This window comes from Micromonospora peucetia, assembly GCF_900091625.1.
Taxonomy (GTDB): domain Bacteria; phylum Actinomycetota; class Actinomycetes; order Mycobacteriales; family Micromonosporaceae; genus Micromonospora; species Micromonospora peucetia.
The window spans coordinates 1,940,736-1,957,745 of record NZ_FMIC01000002.1; the positions used below are offsets into that span (position 1 = coordinate 1,940,736).

Here is a 17,010-nt window from a genome sequence, read left to right on the forward strand (position 1 = left end):
ATACAACGGACACCGGGCGCTTCGTGCGACGAAGCAGGCCAGCGCCCGGGTGCCGGACCGGCGCGGGACGGGCGCACTGTGGGCACGCTCACGTGTGATGCGAATATGGACCACGACGGCAACGCAGCCTCGACCTCCGCGCACCCTCGCGGCAGGCGCGGCTGGGCGCCGGCGCTCCCGAACCGGGTTCGGCCAAGAATCCGGCTCACGCCGCGCGGCAACCCCCACCGGGGCTAGGCGCGGCCGCCAGGAACCCGCCCGGCACCAGCCGGGCAGGCGCACGAGTTGCGCGGCCGGGTGACCCCCCGGTGCCGACGCAGACAGACAGGGAGAGACGGATGGCAAAGGGCGACCCCGGGGTCTCCAGTCGCGGCCGACGGGCCGCACCCCGGTCCAGAAAGGGTGCGACCGGCGACCCGCAGCTGGTGCAGCTGCTCACCCCGGAGGGTGAGCGGATCGAGAGCGCGACCGGCCCGGACGGGACCGAGTACCGCGTCGACTTCACCAACGAGGAGTATCGCGGGCTCTACCGCGACCTCGTGCTGGTCCGCAAGCTCGACGCCGAGGCCACCGCGTTGCAGCGCCAGGGCGAGCTGGGCCTGTGGGCCAGCCTGCTGGGCCAGGAGGCCGCGCAGGTGGGTTCGGGGCGCGCGCTGCGTACGCAGGACATGGCCTTCCCGACCTACCGGGAGCACGGCGTCCTCTACTGCCGGGGCATCGACCCGATCATGCCGCTCGGCCTGTTCCGGGGCGTCGACCAGGGCGGCTGGGACCCGAACGAGTTCAAGTTCAACATGTACACGATCGTGATCGGGGCGCAGACCCTGCACGCGACCGGGTACGCCATGGGCGTCCACATGGACGGCAGGACCGGCACCGAGGACGGCGAGGCGGTGATCGCCTACTTCGGCGACGGCGCCACCAGCCAGGGCGACGTCAACGAGGCGTTCGTCTGGGCCAGCGTCTTCAACGCCCCTCTGGTGTTCTTCTGCCAGAACAACCAGTACGCCATCTCCGAGCCGCTGGAGCGGCAGACCCGCGTGCCGCTCTACCAGCGGGCGGGCGGCTTCGGCTTCCCCGGCGTCCGGGTCGACGGCAACGACGTGCTCGCGTCGTACGCGGTGACGCGGCACGCGCTGGACAACGCGCGGCTCGGCCAGGGCCCCAGCCTGATCGAGGCCTACACCTACCGGATGGGCGCGCACACCACCTCCGACGACCCGACCCGCTACCGGATCGCCAGTGAGGTCGAGGCCTGGCAGGCGAAGGACCCGATCGCCCGGATGAAGGCGTTCCTGGAGAAGCAGAAGCTCGCCGACGCGGACTTCTTCGCCGCCGTCGACGAGCAGGCCCGCACCGAGTCGGTGCACCTGCGCGAGCGGGTGCTCGCCATGCCCGACCCGGAGCCGGTGACGATGTTCGACCACGTCTACCCCAACGGGTCCCCCGAGCTGGACGAGCAGCGGGCGCAGTTCACGAAGTACATGGAGTCGTTCGAGGGGAGCGCCCACTGATGGCCACGGAGACGCTCACCCTCGGCAAGGCCCTCAACACCGGTCTGCGTAGGGCCATGGAGGACGACCCCAAGGTCGTCATCATGGGCGAGGACGTCGGCAAGCTCGGCGGCGTCTTCCGGATCACCGACGGCCTCCAGAAGGACTTCGGCGACCAGCGGGTGATCGACACCCCGCTCGCCGAGTCCGGCATCATCGGCACCGCGGTCGGCCTGGCCATCCGTGGTTTCCGGCCGGTCTGCGAGATCCAGTTCGACGGCTTCGTCTACCCGGCGTACGACCAGATCGTGTCGCAGGTGGCGAAGATGCACTACCGCTCGCAGGGCAAGGTCAGGATCCCGATGGTGATCCGGATCCCGTTCGGCGGCGGCATCGGTGCCGTCGAGCACCACTCGGAGTCGCCGGAGGCATACTTCGCCCACACCGCCGGCCTGAAGGTGGTGTCCTGCGCCAACCCGCAGGACGCGTACACGATGATCCAGCAGGCCATCGCCTCGGACGACCCGATCGTCTTCCTGGAGCCGAAGCGGCGCTACTGGGAGAAGGGTCCCGTCGAGCTGGACACCCCGCTGTCCGGTGCGTACCCGCTGCACTCGGCCCGGGTCGTCCGGCCCGGTGCGGCCGCCACCGTGCTGGCGTACGGGCCGATGGTGCGGACCTGCGTGGACGCGGCGACCGCCGCCGCCGAGGACGGCCGGGAGCTGGAGGTCATCGACCTGCGCTCGCTCTCCCCGCTGGACCTGACCGCCGCGTACGAGTCGGTGAAGCGCACCGGCCGCTGCGTGGTGGTGCACGAGGCACCGGGCAACCTGGGCCTGGGCTCGGAGATCGCCGCCCGGATCACCGAGGAGTGCTTCTACTCCCTGGAGTCCCCGGTGCTGCGGGTGACCGGCTTCGACACCCCCTACCCGGCCTCCCGGGTGGAGGAGGAGTACCTGCCCGACCTCGACCGGGTGCTCGACGCCGTCGACCGCACCTTCGGCTGGTGAGCGGCATGTCGCGAATCAAGGAGTTCAACCTGCCCGACCTGGGCGAGGGGCTGGCCGAGGGCGAGATCCTCGCCTGGCTGGTCAAGGTCGGTGACGTCATCGAGCTGAACCAGCCGATCGTCGAGGTGGAGACGGCCAAGGCTGCCGTCGAGATCCCGGCGAAGTGGGCCGGCCAGGTGCAGGCGATCTTCCACCCGGAGGGGAGCACGATCGAGGTCGGCACGCCGATCATCGCGATCGACACCGATCCGGGCGCCGGGCCGATCGAGGCGTCGACGACCGGCGCGCCGGCTTCCGCCCTGCCCACCCCGTCGGCGGCGTCGCTGGCCGCGGTCGAGGTGGCACCGGCCGAGGGCGCGGTCGAGCCGGGTCTGATCGGCGGTCCCGCCCCGGGTGGGCGTACCGCCGTGCTGGTCGGCTACGGCCCCCGCACCACGGCGGCCAAGCGCCGCCCCCGCAAGGGCGAGACCCCGGTGCCGACCCAGGCGCCGGCTCCGGCCGCGCCCGTCGCGCCGGCTGCCCCGGCCGTCCCGGCTCCGCCGGTGGCGACCGCGCCGTCGAACGGTCACGGCCCGACGGGCGGACCGGTGCTGGCCAAGCCGCCGGTACGCAAGCTCGCCAAGGACCTCGGCGTCGACCTGTCCACGCTGACCGGGTCGGGGCCGCTGGGCTCGGTCACCCGGGAGGACGTACAGCGGGCGGCGGACGGGGCCACGGCGGCGGCCGAGCCGCTCGCGGTGTCGGCCCAGGCCACGACGGCGGCGAGCTTCGGCGCGGACCGCGAGCAGCGCATCCCCGTCAAGGGGGTACGCAAGCTCACCGCCGAGAACATGTCCCGCTCGGCGTTCACCGCGCCGCACGTCACGGAGTTCCTCACCGTCGACGTGACCCGGGCGATGAAGGCCCTGGACCGGCTCCGCGACCGGCGGGAGTGGCGTGACGTACGGGTCTCGCCGCTGCTGCTGGTGGCCAAGGCGGTGCTGCTGGCGGTCCGGCGTCACCCGATGGTCAACTCGACCTGGGCGGGCGACGAGATCGTCGTCAAGGACTACGTCAACCTGGGCATCGCGGCGGCCACGGAGCGCGGGCTGATCGTGCCGAACATCAAGGACGCCGGCCGGCTCTCGCTGCGCGAACTGGCGGACGCGATGACCGGCCTGGTGCAGACGGCCAAGGCCGGGAAGACCTCGCCGGCCGACATGTCCGGTGGCACGCTGACGATCACCAACGTCGGCGTGTTCGGGGTGGACACCGGTACGCCGATCCTGCCCCCGGGCGAGTCGGCGATCCTGGCCTTCGGCGCGGTCCGCGAGATGCCCTGGGTGCACAAGGGCAAGGTCCGGCCGCGTCAGGTCACCACGCTGGGCCTGTCCTTCGACCACCGGATCATCGACGGTGAGCTCGGCTCGAAGTTCCTGCGCGACATCGGGGAGTTCCTGGCCGATCCGGAGGCGGCGCTGCTCGCCTGGACCTGACCGGTCTCGACGCCAGCCACGGCCGGTGTGCACGGGTTAACGCCCGGCACACCGGCCGTGGCCGTTGGGAGACGAAAACGTCAGCCAGCAGGCCTCCATACCTTCGATTGTTCAGCCCGTGTCCCAGCTCACCTAAGAATCGATGGAAGTTTGGGCCGCCTTGGGGTTCAATAGAGACATCAAGGGGCTGACAACCGAATAGCCAGGAGGAGAAACCCGTGAGCATGATCGAGCGAATCCGCAACCGCCGCGACGCCAACCGCCGCGCCCGTGCCATCGAGCACGCGCTGCGCTCCGCCAACTCGCCCGCGGTCCGCGAAGAGCTCCTCGCCATCGCCCAGCGTCACATGAGCTGACGCCCGCAACTTTTCTCACCTCCTCCAGATCGATGACCCGCCCGGTCCGCCCGGGCGGGTCATCGGCGTTTCACACCGGTTGGCACCGGGATTCCACCTCGCCCCAGCGCCCGGTACGGTGGGCTTCGGTCGTCACCCGCCGACCCGGAGCAGTCGAGTCGATAGAAGCCACTCGACACCCTCCGGCCACGTGGAGTGACGACCGTGCTCCCCGGGTGCCCCCGGGCGGTCACCGGATACGGTGCGGGGAGCCGGCACGGCCGGTACACCGGCGACGCCGGCCACCCTGCTGAGCAGACCGAGTCGGCAGCGGCGGCCGACAGGTGATGGAGGAGGCGCACGCATGACGTCCGAGGGCACGCACCACCCCGGCCAGCAGCCGGACGAGGTGTCGCCGGGCGCCGGCGGACCGGCGCCGTACGGCGACCGCCCGGCACAGCAGGACAACGGCTACGGCGCCGGCGCCCCCGACCTGGGCTGGGCGCCCCCGCCGCCGTCGGGGCGACCGAGCCCGCCCGCCTGGGGCGCACAGGGTGAGCAGCCGCCGGCCCCCGCGTGGGCCGCCCAGGCACCACAGCAGACCGAGCCGGCCCAGCCCGGCCAGTGGGGACCGGCCGGCGGTTCGCCGCAGCCGGCGTGGCCGGGTGCACAGGAGCAGGCCGGCCCCGCCTGGGCCGCCGCACAGCCGCCACACGCCACCCCGCAGCCGCCGCACGCCGGCCCGGAGCAGCCCGCCTGGGGAGCCGCCGAGCAGGCCTCTCCCGCCTGGGCACCGCCCGAGCCCGCCGCCCGTGGCGCCGCCCGCGTCCCACAGGCCACCCCCACCCCCCAGCCCTGGCCCACCCAGGACGACCCCGCCCGCTCCGGCGGCTGGAACACCGAACCCGCCCAGGACCCCGCCCCCACCAGCGGCTGGAACCCGGAACAACACCAGGACGACCCCAACCGCTCCGGCAGCTGGAACGGCGGCGGCCAGCAGCAGGACGAGCAGCCCGGCTGGGGATCGGCCGAGGGTGTCACCCGGGACGACCGGCCCCCGCAGGACGGCTGGACCGCACAGCAGGACGACCCGAACCGCTCCGGCGGTTGGAACGGCGGCGGCCAGCAGCAGAGCGAGCAGCCCGGCTGGGGAGCCGCCGAGCAGGCCTCTCCCGCCTGGGCACCGCCCGAGCCCGCCGCCCGTGGCGCCGCCCGCGTCCCACAGGCCACCCCCACCCCCCAGCCCTGGCCCACCCAGGACGACCCCGCCCGCTCCGGCGGCTGGAACACCGAACCCGCCCAGGACCCCGCCCAGCCCACCTCCACCCCGCCCGGCCGGGCTTCCGTCCCGGTGCCCGGCGACGGCGGAGCGACGCCATGGGGTTCCTCCCCGGAGAACCCCCCGCAGTGGGCCGGCAACGCCGGCGAGCGTCCGGCCGTACCGGACGTCGAGCCGTGGTCGGCGGACGAGGTGTGGGGCCGCGCGGACGCGGGCGAGCCCGCCCCGGGCCGGGCCGGCAACGGCTGGGAGCCGGAGCGGGCCGAAGAGCCGCCGATCTACCAGCCGGCACCAGGGCCCGGAATCTCGCCGGCCAACGCGGTGCCGCTACCGCCGCAGGAGCAGCGGGTGCCCGGCGCCAGCCTGGCCGCCGCCCCGCCGGTCGCCTATGCACCGCCGGCCCAGTTCGCCCCCGAGCAGCCCGGCCGGGACGGCGGCCTGCCGTCGTACGAGCAGGAGCAGCCGGGCTGGGCGCAGGCCGGTTCCCGGCACGACGAGCCGCAGTCGCCCGCCGGGCCGGTGGTCCCCACTCCCCGTAGCTCGCCGGAGGCGGGCGGGTGGGCGGGCGTACCGTCGCCGGAGGGCGCCGATTCGGCCGCCAGCGGTGTCTCGGCGAGCGCCGCGGTGCCGCTGGCCAGCCGGGTGATGCCCCCGACCGACCAGGCCCTGCGACCGGGCGGCACGTCCGCGCCGCAGCCCCGGGTGTACGGCCGGCCGGCCCGCCCGGAGCCGACGGACGAGCCGGAGCAGGGCGACCCGAGCGGGCACCGGCCGGACCACGCTCCGGCGCCCCGGTTCGACCAGGGGCCGGACCCGCGCTTCGAGCAGGGACCGGACCCACGGTTCGAGCAGGGACCGGACCCGCGCTTCGACCAGGCCTCCGAGGCCCGGTTCGACCAGGGACCGGATCCCCGGTTCGGCCAGGAGCCGCGCTTCGGACAGGGCCAGGACAACCGGTTCGACCAGGGCCCCGAGGCCCGGTTCGACCAGGGACCGGATCCCCGGTTCGACCAGGGTCCGGAGGTTCGCTTCGACGACCGGGACCGGGCGCCGGGCGGGACCGCCGTCTTCGGCGCGGCAGCCCCGGTGGCGCCCGCCTCGCCGGCCGCGCCGCCGGCCTTCCCGCCGGGCGTGCCGTCCTTCGTCGACGCGCCGCACAGCAACCGGCCCGTGAACGGGGTCCGGCCGCACAGCGACGCGGACCGACCTGCCGACCCCTTCGGTACGCCGGCAGCCGGCGGTGCCGCACCCGGCTACGGGCCCGCCCCGACGACCGGGCCGACGCCGGGCGGTGCGTTCCCGCCGCCGCAGCAGCAGTCCGGCCCGTCGTGGGACCAGGGCGGCTCGGAGCAGGACCAGGGTCGGTTCGACTCGTTCAAGCCGATCGCGGAGCCGAAGGCCGAGGCCCCGCTGCCCAAGGTGCGCAACGGCCGGGTGCTCGCGGCGGTGCTCGTCGCGGCGGTGCTCATCCTGGCGGTGCCGCTGGGTCTGCTCATGCTGCTCGGCAAGGTCGGCGGCGAGGACGCGGCCCCCGCGTTCGACCCGGCGGTCGGCAGCTGCGTCAAGCAGTCGGGCGAGGGCGCGACGGCGGCCGAGTGCGGCGACGCGGGCGCCTTCACCGTGGTCTCCAAGGTGGACGCGAAGGACAAGTGCGCCGACCCCGCCCAGCCGCACGTGGTGCTTCAGGGCAGCGGAGCCAACCGGGTGCTCTGCCTCAAGCCGGCAGGTCAGTAGCCGCAAGCACGCCGGCGGGGCCACGGATGACCGTGGCCCCGCCGGCGCTTGCGCTGCCAGGCGTTCAGGCGAGCGGACGCGGACTGGTCAGGGGTCCGCCCCAACCCGTCCCGGTGGAGAGGTAGAAGGTGGTCTCGTCCTTGATGACCGAGTGGTCGGCTCGCCCGTCTCCGTTGAAGTCCGCCCACCCGTTCGCGCCGGCAACCTCGAACTTGATGGACGGGTGCGAATAGGTGGTGCCGAAGGCGCTGCCGTTCGACACCGTGCAGACCCCGACATTGTTGTTGATCCGGCAGAAGTCGGGGCGGCCGTCACCGTTGAAGTCGGCCCATCCCCGGGTGGCCTGGTATCCGACATCCATGGCAGCCGAAGTGATGGTCGACCCGAAGTTGTTGCCCGTCGAGAGCGTGCACTGAACCGACTTGGAGACGGTGCCGACGATCCGGCAGTAGTCGACGCGTCCGTCGCCGTTGAAGTCGACCCAGTCGCGGCTGTCGTCCCACCCGCCGTCCAGGCCGGCGGACGTGAAGGTGGCGCCGAACCCGGTGCCCGTGGATACCGTGCACTGAAGTTTGCTGGAATCGACAACGCGGCAGTAGTCGGCCCGGCCGTCACCGTTGACGTCCACCCAGTCCCGACCGGCGTCCCAGCCCGCGTCAAGGTTGCCCGAGGTGTAGGTGGCGCCGAAGCCGGTGCCGGTGGAGACGGTGCACTGGACCTTCTGGCCCCAGGTCCCGATCACCCGGCAGAAGTCGGCACGCCCGTCCGCGTTGAAGTCGACCCAGGCCTGACCTGCGGTCCAGCCTGGGTCGAGCCCTCCGGAGGTGTGCGTCGACCCGAACGACGTGCCGTTCGACAGGGTGCAGGAGAGAGACTTGCCTCCGGCCGCGACCACGCGGCAGTAGTCGACACGACGATCGCCGTTGAAGTCGACCCAGGCCCGCCCCTCCTTGTAACCATGGTCCTGGTTGAACGCCGTGATCTTCTGGCCGAGGCCGGTGCCCGTGGAGAGCACACACCTCAGATCTGTATTCATATGGATTGAGCAGTAATCGGCTTTCCCGTCGCCGTTGAAGTCACCCCAGGCCGCGAACCCATTGATACCCTCGACGCCTGCCGACGCCGCTTGCACGACGGTTGGCGGCGTAACGGCAATGGAACCGAGCAGGAGAGCGGCGGCGATAAGCACACGAGCCCCCCATCTTCTGAGGTTTCGCCCGTACGACATTGTGGATAACCCACTTTCTGGTGGCGGTCGAGATCTTTTTGACAAATGCTTATTCCGCCAATCAGCGGAATTCGTGCGCCCGGAATGGCGTCGCCACTGATGATGTCCCGACACCTTGGCCACACGCGTGAGTAGCGAATACTCAGCCGAATGTGCCCCAGGTCACAGATTGTGTCCGAGTCTGGACCAAGGACGAGTGGGGCGCGCTGCGTGACCGACGGTCGGAGGGCGGGCGGCGAACGGTCGGAAGCCGCACCCGTCTGGGGCAGGACCAGTCGACTGGATGTGCCGGTATCAAGGCCCAGCGCTCGATCTACGCGCCATGCCAGCTGGATATCCTGACAGGCCGGTTTTGTCACCCCCGGTGCCGCGAACACCCGCACAACAGGAGTTCCCGTGCCCGACGCGATGATCAGGTCGACCGCTCAGATCGGACGACGGTGGCCGCTGGTGGGCCGCGACCCCGACGTCGACCGGACGGTCGAGCGACTGCTGGCACCCGAGGGACGCTCAGTGCTGGTCACCGGTCGCCCGGGGGTGGGCAAGAGCCGGGTCCTGGAGGCGGTCCTGCACCGCTGCGTGGCCAAGGGTCACCACGTGCTGCGGGCCAACGGCACCGTGACGGACCACGGTGCCCCACTCGATGCGGCCCGTCACCTGGCCCCGCAGGTGGAGCCGCTCGGCACCACACCCGCAGAAGCCCTGCACCGGATCGTCGCGAGGCTTCTCCGACCGACCGGGCAGCACCTGGCCGTTCTCGCCATCGACAACATGAGCGAACTGGACGAGGCTTCCGCGCGACTGGTGGGAAAGCTGGCCTCGGAGAACAGGGTGCGGGTGCTGCTCGCGGCGGAAGAGACGGCGATCGGCACGGGTCCGGTCGATGTACTACGCCGGACCGTACGGCTCGACCGGGTGGATCTCGCACCACTGGATTGGCAACACACCAGGCAACTGGCCGCAGCCGCATTCGGCACCGACGTCGACGGGCTCACCGCGGACGAGTTGTGGCAGCTCACCGGAGGTAATCCACTCTTCCTCCGCGAGGTGTTGCGGAACGCGGTGGAGAACGACGCGCTGACCCTCCACGATCACGTGGTGGGCTGGCGGCAGGGTGCGGCGATCCGGTCCTGGGCCGGTGACGCGTTGACGGGGCCGTTGGGGTCGCTGTCGGCGGAGGAGACCGCAGCACTGCGATACATCACGTACGGTGACGGGGCCCCGATCGAAGTGATCGAACGCCTCGCCCCGGTGCCGGTGATCGAACGCCTGGAGGAGCTCGGCCTCATCCGGCTCGACCAGTCCAGCCCGTCCACGATGGTCACCGTGGCCCACCCGCTCACCGCTCGTGCCGTCCGTACCCGGACCGGCCCGTTACGAGCCCGGCGCGTACACGGCGAGTTGGTTGCGGCGCTGGTGGCGACCGGGTTCCGCGACCGGGTCCGCGAGGTCGTGTGGCGGCTCGCCGCCCAGTTCGAGGTCTCCGATGACGAGGTGCTGCGAGCCTCTACGGAGGCACTACTCGGCCACGACGCAGCCACCGCGGAGCACCTCGCGCGACAGGTGCACAGCCCCGCAGCCGCCTGGCACCTCGGCCGCGCACTGCTCGCCCGGGGCGATCACCGCTCGGCGGAGCGATGGTTGGCCGAGGCGTACCGGCACCTGGCCGACCCGGCGTCACGCGCGAACGCGGCCGCTCTGCGCGCCGTCAACCGGTGTTGGGGGATCGACGGGCCGCACAGCGCGCTTCAGGTGGTCGCCGAGGCACGGGCCGCGCTACCCACCGACGTCCACGACGACCTGATGGCGGCCGAGGCATTCGTCTTGGCCCTCGCCGGCTCAGCCGCCGAGGCGGCCGAGGCGGCGGACCGGCTTCTGCACCCACCGCAGGACCCGCTCCTGGCGAGCGTGCTCCCCCCGCTCCGCCCGCGACTCCTGCTGCTGCGTGGAAGACCCGAGCGGGCCGTCGCGGAACTCCCCACGGACCTGAGCGAAAAGCCCTCGATCTGGCCTGCGATGCGCGCGCTTCTCCAGGCCACTCACGTGCAGGCCCTCATCATGGCCGGCGAGGTCCGCCAGGCCGCCGACCTGGTGGGACGCTACTACCGGGACGCCGTGGGGCACGGCACGCCGGACGGGGTGGCCACCATCGCCCTGGTGGGCGGGATCTGCGCCTATTACCAGGGGCACGCCGGGCAGGCGGCACGGTGGCTGCGTGAGGCCCGTGCGCTCACCGCCGAGCAGCCCGGTTTCAGGTTCCGGGAAACCCTGCTGGCAATCGGCGTCGGTGTCGAGGCACAACTCGGGCAGGCCAAGAACGCCCAGGAACTGCTTTCCCGACTCGGGCGGGGCGGAACGGAACGCACCACTGTCGACTACGGGGCCTTCGGCGAGGTGTGGGCGCTGGTCATCTCCGGCAACCGAAGCGGAGCCGCCACCCTCCTACGCCGTCTGGCCGCCGAGGCGGACAAGGCCGGCAACCCGCTGATGGCCATGGAGTTCCTGCATGTGGAGGTACGGCTCGCCCCGTCCGCTGCGGTCGCCGGCCGATTCCGCGGACTCGCAGCCAGGACGGATGGCCTGCTCTTCGCTCTCTTCGCCGAACACGCGGGGGCGTTGGCCCGCCGGGACGCGCGCGCGCTGAACCGGGTCAGCGCGACGTTCGAGGAGCTGGGATACCGAGGCTTCGCGCTGGAAGCCGCAGCCAACGGGGCGATGTTCGGTGGCGGCCGGGTCACGAACGCACTGGCCAGACGGACGCAACGGCTGCTCGGCGAGCACCAGGGCACCTGGCCGGAGTGGCTGCCCGAGCCGAAGACGGCTCCGGCTCTGACCGACCGGGAACGGCAGGTCAGCGAACTCGCCGCGACCGGCATGGACACCCCCGCGATCGCCAGGGCGCTGACCATCTCGGCGCGCACCGCCGAGAACCACCTTCATCGCGCCTACCAAAAGCTCGGCATCCATCGCCGTCACGAACTCGCCAGGGCGCTCGCCGAGGACGGATTCGTCCTGCCCGCGATTGCCCGCCAGGTCGTGTGACGGCCCCGGTCGTACGTACGAAGCGCCCGCCCCCGGTGTGGGGACGGGCGCTCTCGCGCGTCTGGGGCGGTCAGTGCCGCTCGGCGACCTGGGCGACGAAGGCCCGCCAGGCGGCCGGGGCGAAGGCCAACGCCGGGCCGCTCGGGTCCTTGGAGTCCCGGACGCCCACGACGCCGGGAAGGTTGTCGGCGACCTCGACGCAGTCGCCGCCGTTGCCGCCGCTCTTCGTGCTCTTGCGCCACCGTGCGCCGGTCAGGTCCATGATCCCGCCGCTTCTCTCAGGAGATTCAAGCGTAACAAGCTCGGATGCCTGGTCCAGGATCTGAGCCTGCGCCGGGCTGTCGACGCCGCCGCTGATGCCCGTCATGCCCCTGCCCGGCGCTGAGGACATCCCCGAGGCCGTCTACGCCGTTCCGGTCGTGGCCCTGGCCGACGTCCTCGAGCACCACCTTGTCGCGCCCGACCACATCGGCTTCGGCGACTCTCCGCGGGCGGTGCCCGATGACCCCGGCGGCCCGCGCGGCGCTGACCACGTTCGCCCCGTTCAGCCGGCTTAAGCGGCGCACGGCCTGCACGCTGCTCGTGAGCTGGACTCGGCGTGCCGGGTTGACCCGCGCCGACGTGCGCACTGTTCATTGCGGCGGTGAACGGATGAACGCCCGCCACGTTGCCTCGCTGTCCGGCACGGTCGACACCGCTGTGTCGTTCACATCGTTGGCTGGATGCAGCCGAGCTTCAGGCAGGGGCGAGCCACTGGGTCACTTTGTCGGTGAGGACCACCTCGTAGGGGAGGCCTCGCAGGTCTTGCGCGGTCACGCTCAGGCCGCGAGCCCGAGCAAGGTCAGCCAGCCACGACCAGGGGTGGCCCTCGGTGCCGTCCTCGTCGTCGGGAAGCACGGTGTTCAGCACGTTTTGGGCGATGCTGTCCCGGGTCTCGCCGACCGGGGCAGTGTCGGTGCGTGGGTCGCCGGTTGATCTCCAGCCGATGGTGAAGCCGCGATCGTTGTGCAGGGTCACGCGTCGGCCATCTTCGAGTGTGACGAACTCACTGACGGAGAAGCTCTGGGAGTCCGCTTCGTCGGGGCGCTGCGGCCTCAGATCGCAGATGGCGCCGAGGCCTACGACCCGGCCGGGCTCGACAGGAGGGAGATCCGTCCGGTCGTCGATGGCCTCCGGGTGCGCGCGCCAACCGCCTTCCACGCTGCTCACCTCCCCGCTGTCGAGCCCTTCGTGACCGTCTTGGGTATTGAGAGGGCGTTGGATCGGGTTTGCCCGGCCCTTTACACGCCGATGCCGACCGCTGCGGTGCTCAGACTGTCGAGATCGGTGTGGTACCAGGTGGATCGGATGAAGGCGTGCAACTCCTCGCCTCGGGCGATGTACTGCAATCCGCGGGTCTCCATGCCGTCAGGGAGCACGACTCTGCATTGCGCACCCAACTGAGGTTGGTCGTCTCGGCTGATCCGCAGCATCGTCGCGACGTCGTACTCCGGACCCCAGCCCCTGATCAGGGCGAGATCCGGGCCGCGTCGCAAGAGGTGGTGGGCGGACCTGTACGGGGACGGTCCCCAGTCAGTCACCTGGCTGCCGGTCGCGGAGAGGATGTGGAAATGGGTGTAGGGACAGAAGTATGCGGTTTCCCTGGCAACGTTGAGCGAGTAGCAGTCCGAGATGTAGGGCAGCCCGGAGTTCAGCGGGTAGAGCCAATCGACGGTCAGGTCGCTGTTGAAACGCGCGAGGCCGTGGCCTTCTGGGCCGCATCCGCCCATCGCCTCGTCAAAATAGCTGGCCCACACCTTGCCGGAGGGGGTGGTCAGCAGGTCCTCGATAGCGTCACCGAGGTGGCCCCGGTGCTGTAGATCGCCGCTGCCGGTCCATACTTCGGCGTTGGCTTCCCCAGTCCGGGCCCGAGCAGCCACCAGGAGCACGCGCCCCTCAGGCAGCGGCTGCACGAAGCTCACCCGCAGGTCGGATTCGACATCGACAGCACCGAGGACACGTCGCCTGCCGGGGACATGCCACGTCACCTGCTTGCGATTGACGCCCTCGCGGAACCGCCACACGGCCAACGCGGTGCCGTCGGGACCTACGGCGACCGCTTCAGGCTCCTGCATAGTGGCTGTTGGATGCGCTGGCATCACGAATCCGTGGCGTTGCAACGGCGCGACCGGCAGCTTCAGAACCTCCAATCGCCGCAGGAGGTTGGCCCGATCACGCTCCACGTCAGTTCTCATCGCGAGCATTATGTTGGCATGGCGGTCTGCCGATGCGGGCTCACCGCCGCGACCTTGCGAGTAGCGTGGCTGCCGGCGGTTCGCAGATACGCCTTCGCCCGGCGGCGGTCGGCGATGTGGATGCGTTCGGCCTCGCTGAGTTACCGGGAAGACAACGAAGCCCGGGCCACCGGCGCATTGCGCGCTGGCGACCCGGGCTTCTTCTTTGTTGGGGCTCGCCGTTGCGCCAGCCTCGTGCGGTTCGATAGTGCACACCGACGATCTTGGCGGCTTCGCGGCTGCTGTACCCCTCTTGCCTGAGCTGGAAGTATGCGGCCCGCTCACGGAGAAGCCCGCGGCCCACCCCCGCCGATCCTGAACTCCGATCCTTGCGCTGCTCGAACTCCATGACACCCCCATCAAGGTAGGGGTGTTACGACGACCGATGGAACTCAAGGTGTGGGGACGGGCGCTCTCGCGCGTCTGGTCGGTCAGGCCCGCTCGGCGACCTGGGCGACGAAGGACCGCCAGGCGGCCGGGGCAAAGACCAGCGCCGGGCCGCTCGGGTCCTTGGAGTCCCGGACGCCCACGACGCCGGACAGGTTGTCGGCGACCTCCACACACGCGCCGCCGTTGTTGCCGCTCTTCGTGCTCTTGCGCCACTGCGCGCCGGTCAGGTCCATGATCTTGCCGCTTCCCTGAGCAGGTCTAGCGAGTGGCAGTGGAAATGCCACTCGCGTGAGACGCCGAACCTACCTACCCTGAAGACCGTGAACAGGCGAAAGCGAAAGAAACTCACGAAGCGCCTGATGGCGGCGATACTACACGGGGCACTACACAAGGACGCAGTAGCCGTAAGCGCCCTCCTGCGCGTCGGAGCGGATCCCAACGCGGCCGACCAGGAGGGCACGACCCCGCTGTACCAGGCATCCGTGCACGGCGCGGTCGATCTCGTGCGGCTTCTCCTCGCAGCCGGTGCCGCGCCGAACACCGAAAGCGGGCACGGTCAGGAGGGAACACCCCTGTGCGCTGCGGCGGTCGGGGGATACCCCGACGTCGTACGTGAGCTTCTCGCCCACGGCGCAGACCCGAACCTTCGCGAAGACCAAGGGACCGGCCACTCGCCACTGGACTGGGCGCTAGAGAACGACCACTCACAGACGGCCGACCTGCTCCTGGCCGCTGGCGCCCGACCCACCGCCGTCGGCACCTGAACCGCGCCCCGGTCCCGGGTCGCCCCATCAGGTCGCCCGGCCAGGCCGCAGGCTGCCATGCGGGATCGACGAGACGTTTCACCAAAGGTCGTCCAGGTCACGGCGTCCGGCTCGGCCCGGCCTGACATGGCAGGCTGACGGGCATGGGAACGACACCGCGCGTACGAGCGCCGGAGCTACGGGGCCGACAGTGGCTGAACACCGGCGGGCGAGAGCTGAAGCTGTCCGATCTGCGCGGAAAGATCGTGATCGCGGATTTCTGGACCTTCTGCTGTATCAACTGCCTGCACGTGCTCGACGAGCTGCGCCCGCTGGAGGACAAGTACGGCGACGTGCTCGTCGTGATCGGCGTGCACTCGCCGAAGTTCGAGCACGAGAAGGACCCGGCCGCGTTGGCCGCCGCCGTCGAGCGGTACGGCGTGCACCACCCGGTGCTCGACGACCCCGAGCTGGACATGTGGCAGCAGTACGCGGCCCGCGCCTGGCCCACCCTGTCGGTGATCGACCCCGAGGGCTACGTGGTGGCGACGATGGCCGGCGAGGGTCACGCCGAGGGGCTGGCCCGACTGATCGACGACCTGATCGCCACCCACGAGGCGAAGGGCACCCTGCACCGGGGCGACGGCCCGTACGTCCCGCCGGCCGAGCCGGAGACCACGCTGCGCTTCCCGGGCAAGGCGGTGCTGCTGGAGAACGGCAACCTGCTGGTGTCGGACTCCGCCCGGCACTCGCTGGCCGAGCTGGCCGGAGACGGCGAGACGCTGGTTCGCCGGATCGGCGCGGGCGCCCGGGGCCGGGCCGACGGTCCCGCCCGGGCCGCCACCTTCTCCGAGCCGCAGGGACTGTGCCTGCTGCCGGCGCACACCGCCGAGGTGGCCGGCTACGACCTCGTCGTCGCCGACACCGTCAACCACCTGCTGCGCGGCGTACGGCTGGCGAACGGTGAGGTGGTGACGATCGCCGGCACCGGCCGGCAGTGGCGGTCCACGGTCGACGACCACTCGCACGACGCGCTCTCGGTCGACCTCTCCTCCCCCTGGGACCTGGCCTGGTACGACGACAGGGTCGTCATCGCGATGGCCGGGATCCACCAGTTGTGGTGGTTCGACCCGGTGAAGCGCACCGCCGGCATGTACGCGGGCACCACCGTCGAGGCCCTGCGCGACGGCCCGCTGGCCGAGGCGTGGATGGCGCAACCGTCCGGCCTCTCCGTCTCCGCCGACGGCACCCGGCTCTGGGTGGCCGACAGCGAGACCAGCGCGATCCGGTACGTCGAGAACGATGTCATGGGCACCGCCGTCGGGCAGGGGCTCTTCGACTTCGGGCACGTCGACGGGCCGGCGTCGACGGCGCTGCTCCAGCACCCGCTGGGGGTGTGCGCGCTGCCGGACGGTTCGGTGCTGGTCGCCGACACGTACAACGGGGCGGTCCGCCGCTTCGACCCGGAGAGCGACCGGGTGTCCACGGTCGCCGACGGGCTCGCCGAGCCGAGCGACCTGGTGCTCACCCCGGCCGGCGAGGTGCTGGTGGTGGAGTCCGCCGCGCACCGGCTGACCCGGCTGGCACCGGGCGCGCTCTCGGCGGCCGGCGCCAGCACCGTCGACGGTCCTCGGCACCGCACCGAACGCAGGCCCACCGACGTGGCGGCCGGCGAGGTGACCCTGGACGTCATCTTCACCCCCGCGCCGGGGCAGAAGCTGGACGAGACGTACGGCCCGTCGACCCGGCTGGTGGTGTCCGCGTCGCCGCCGGAGCTGCTCGTCGAGGGGGCGGGAACCGGCACCGAGCTGTCCCGCCGGCTGGTGATCGACGGCACGGTGCCCGGGGGCGTGCTCCAGGTGACCGCCCAGGCGGCGACCTGCGACGCGGACGTCGAGCACGCGGCCTGCCACCTGACCCGACAGGACTGGGGCGTACCGGTCCGGGTGGTCGACGGCGCAGCCGCCCGCCTCCCGCTGGTGCTCCGCGGCCTGGACGACGCCTGACG

Annotated in this window: 14 protein-coding genes; 8 read left to right on the forward strand and 6 right to left on the reverse strand. The window is 71.5% G+C overall.

All coding sequences use genetic code 11. From position 1 onward, the window contains the following. Window positions 1–338: 338 nt before the first annotated feature. The 5 genes from pdhA to GA0070608_RS09115 all read left to right on the forward strand — a co-directional run bounded on the left by pdhA (window position 339) and on the right by GA0070608_RS09115 (window position 7,326). The gene (gene pdhA / locus GA0070608_RS09100) at window positions 339–1,514 is read left to right on the forward strand and encodes a pyruvate dehydrogenase (acetyl-transferring) E1 component subunit alpha (RefSeq protein ID WP_091624988.1); all 1,176 of its coding nucleotides are present in this window, start codon (window positions 339–341) and stop codon (window positions 1,512–1,514) included. Beyond that, entirely contained in the window at window positions 1,514–2,503 is a 990-nt protein-coding gene (locus GA0070608_RS09105) for an alpha-ketoacid dehydrogenase subunit beta (RefSeq protein ID WP_091624991.1), read from the forward strand. The genes pdhA and GA0070608_RS09105 overlap by 1 nt, the downstream gene beginning before the upstream one ends. A 5-nt stretch (window positions 2,504–2,508) precedes the next feature. After that, window positions 2,509–3,978, forward strand: a complete 1,470-nt coding sequence (locus GA0070608_RS09110) for a dihydrolipoamide acetyltransferase family protein (protein WP_091624994.1) — start codon at window positions 2,509–2,511, stop codon at window positions 3,976–3,978. Window positions 3,979–4,196: 218 nt separating this feature from the next. Further along, entirely contained in the window at window positions 4,197–4,334 is a 138-nt protein-coding gene (locus GA0070608_RS32540; protein WP_165823299.1) for a hypothetical protein, read from the forward strand. Window positions 4,335–4,677: 343 nt separating this feature from the next. Next, window positions 4,678–7,326, forward strand: coding sequence for an LppU/SCO3897 family protein (locus GA0070608_RS09115; RefSeq protein ID WP_091624997.1), 2,649 nt, complete (start codon window positions 4,678–4,680; stop codon window positions 7,324–7,326). 64 nt (window positions 7,327–7,390) lie between these two features. On the opposite strand, the gene GA0070608_RS09120 is transcribed toward GA0070608_RS09115, so the two are convergent. Next, window positions 7,391–8,515 (reverse strand): FG-GAP repeat domain-containing protein, encoded by a 1,125-nt coding sequence (locus GA0070608_RS09120; protein ID WP_176733669.1) that lies wholly within the window; start codon window positions 8,513–8,515, stop codon window positions 7,391–7,393. A 435-nt stretch (window positions 8,516–8,950) separates the two neighbouring features. On the opposite strand from GA0070608_RS09120, the gene GA0070608_RS09125 reads away from it, so the two are divergent. Beyond that, window positions 8,951–11,596, forward strand: a complete 2,646-nt coding sequence (locus GA0070608_RS09125; RefSeq protein WP_091625011.1) for a helix-turn-helix transcriptional regulator — start codon at window positions 8,951–8,953, stop codon at window positions 11,594–11,596. Between the two features lie 70 nt (window positions 11,597–11,666). On the opposite strand, the gene GA0070608_RS09130 is transcribed toward GA0070608_RS09125, so the two are convergent. The 5 genes from GA0070608_RS09130 to GA0070608_RS09150 all read right to left on the reverse strand — a co-directional run bounded on the left by GA0070608_RS09130 (window position 11,667) and on the right by GA0070608_RS09150 (window position 14,492). After that, window positions 11,667–11,858 carry a DUF397 domain-containing protein gene (locus GA0070608_RS09130; RefSeq protein ID WP_091625014.1) on the reverse strand — a complete coding sequence of 64 codons (192 nt, stop codon included), beginning with the start codon at window positions 11,856–11,858 and terminating at the stop codon, window positions 11,667–11,669. A gap of 473 nt (window positions 11,859–12,331) precedes the next feature. After that, window positions 12,332–12,805, reverse strand: coding sequence for a hypothetical protein (locus tag GA0070608_RS09140; RefSeq protein WP_218107502.1), 474 nt, complete (start codon window positions 12,803–12,805; stop codon window positions 12,332–12,334). A gap of 71 nt (window positions 12,806–12,876) precedes the next feature. Then, the gene (locus GA0070608_RS09145) at window positions 12,877–13,830 is read right to left on the reverse strand and encodes a hypothetical protein (RefSeq protein ID WP_141719429.1); all 954 of its coding nucleotides are present in this window, start codon (window positions 13,828–13,830) and stop codon (window positions 12,877–12,879) included. 40 nt (window positions 13,831–13,870) lie between these two features. Beyond that, on the reverse strand, window positions 13,871–14,218 hold the full coding sequence (locus GA0070608_RS34275; protein WP_141719430.1) for a helix-turn-helix domain-containing protein: 348 nt from the start codon (window positions 14,216–14,218) through the stop codon (window positions 13,871–13,873). A gap of 82 nt (window positions 14,219–14,300) precedes the next feature. After that, a complete protein-coding gene (locus GA0070608_RS09150; RefSeq protein WP_091625032.1) occupies window positions 14,301–14,492 on the reverse strand; it encodes a DUF397 domain-containing protein in 192 nt (63 codons plus the stop codon). Between the two features lie 87 nt (window positions 14,493–14,579). Between GA0070608_RS09150 and GA0070608_RS09155 the strand changes: the two genes are divergently transcribed. Both GA0070608_RS09155 and GA0070608_RS09160 read left to right on the forward strand, forming a co-directional pair. After that, a complete protein-coding gene (locus GA0070608_RS09155) occupies window positions 14,580–15,023 on the forward strand; it encodes an ankyrin repeat domain-containing protein (protein WP_091625037.1) in 444 nt (147 codons plus the stop codon). 143 nt (window positions 15,024–15,166) lie between these two features. Next, on the forward strand, window positions 15,167–17,008 hold the full coding sequence (locus GA0070608_RS09160; protein WP_091625040.1) for an NHL domain-containing thioredoxin family protein: 1,842 nt from the start codon (window positions 15,167–15,169) through the stop codon (window positions 17,006–17,008). The last annotated feature ends 2 nt before the right edge of the window (window positions 17,009–17,010 follow it).

What these genes read in the sequence shown, in the direction of transcription:
- GA0070608_RS34275 (WP_141719430.1), bottom strand. Translation starts at nt 14,218, where the DNA reads ATGGAGTTCGAGCAGCGCAAGGATCGGAGTTCAGGATCGGCGGGGGTG.
- GA0070608_RS09110 (WP_091624994.1), top strand. Translation starts at nt 2,509, where the DNA reads ATGTCGCGAATCAAGGAGTTCAACCTGCCCGACCTGGGCGAGGGGCTG.
- GA0070608_RS09115 (WP_091624997.1), top strand. Translation starts at nt 4,678, where the DNA reads ATGACGTCCGAGGGCACGCACCACCCCGGCCAGCAGCCGGACGAGGTG.
- GA0070608_RS09160 (WP_091625040.1), top strand. Translation starts at nt 15,167, where the DNA reads ATGGGAACGACACCGCGCGTACGAGCGCCGGAGCTACGGGGCCGACAG.
- GA0070608_RS09145 (WP_141719429.1), bottom strand. Translation starts at nt 13,830, where the DNA reads ATGAGAACTGACGTGGAGCGTGATCGGGCCAACCTCCTGCGGCGATTG.
- GA0070608_RS09150 (WP_091625032.1), bottom strand. Translation starts at nt 14,492, where the DNA reads ATGGACCTGACCGGCGCGCAGTGGCGCAAGAGCACGAAGAGCGGCAAC.
- pdhA (WP_091624988.1), top strand. Translation starts at nt 339, where the DNA reads ATGGCAAAGGGCGACCCCGGGGTCTCCAGTCGCGGCCGACGGGCCGCA.
- GA0070608_RS09105 (WP_091624991.1), top strand. Translation starts at nt 1,514, where the DNA reads ATGGCCACGGAGACGCTCACCCTCGGCAAGGCCCTCAACACCGGTCTG.
- GA0070608_RS09130 (WP_091625014.1), bottom strand. Translation starts at nt 11,858, where the DNA reads ATGGACCTGACCGGCGCACGGTGGCGCAAGAGCACGAAGAGCGGCGGC.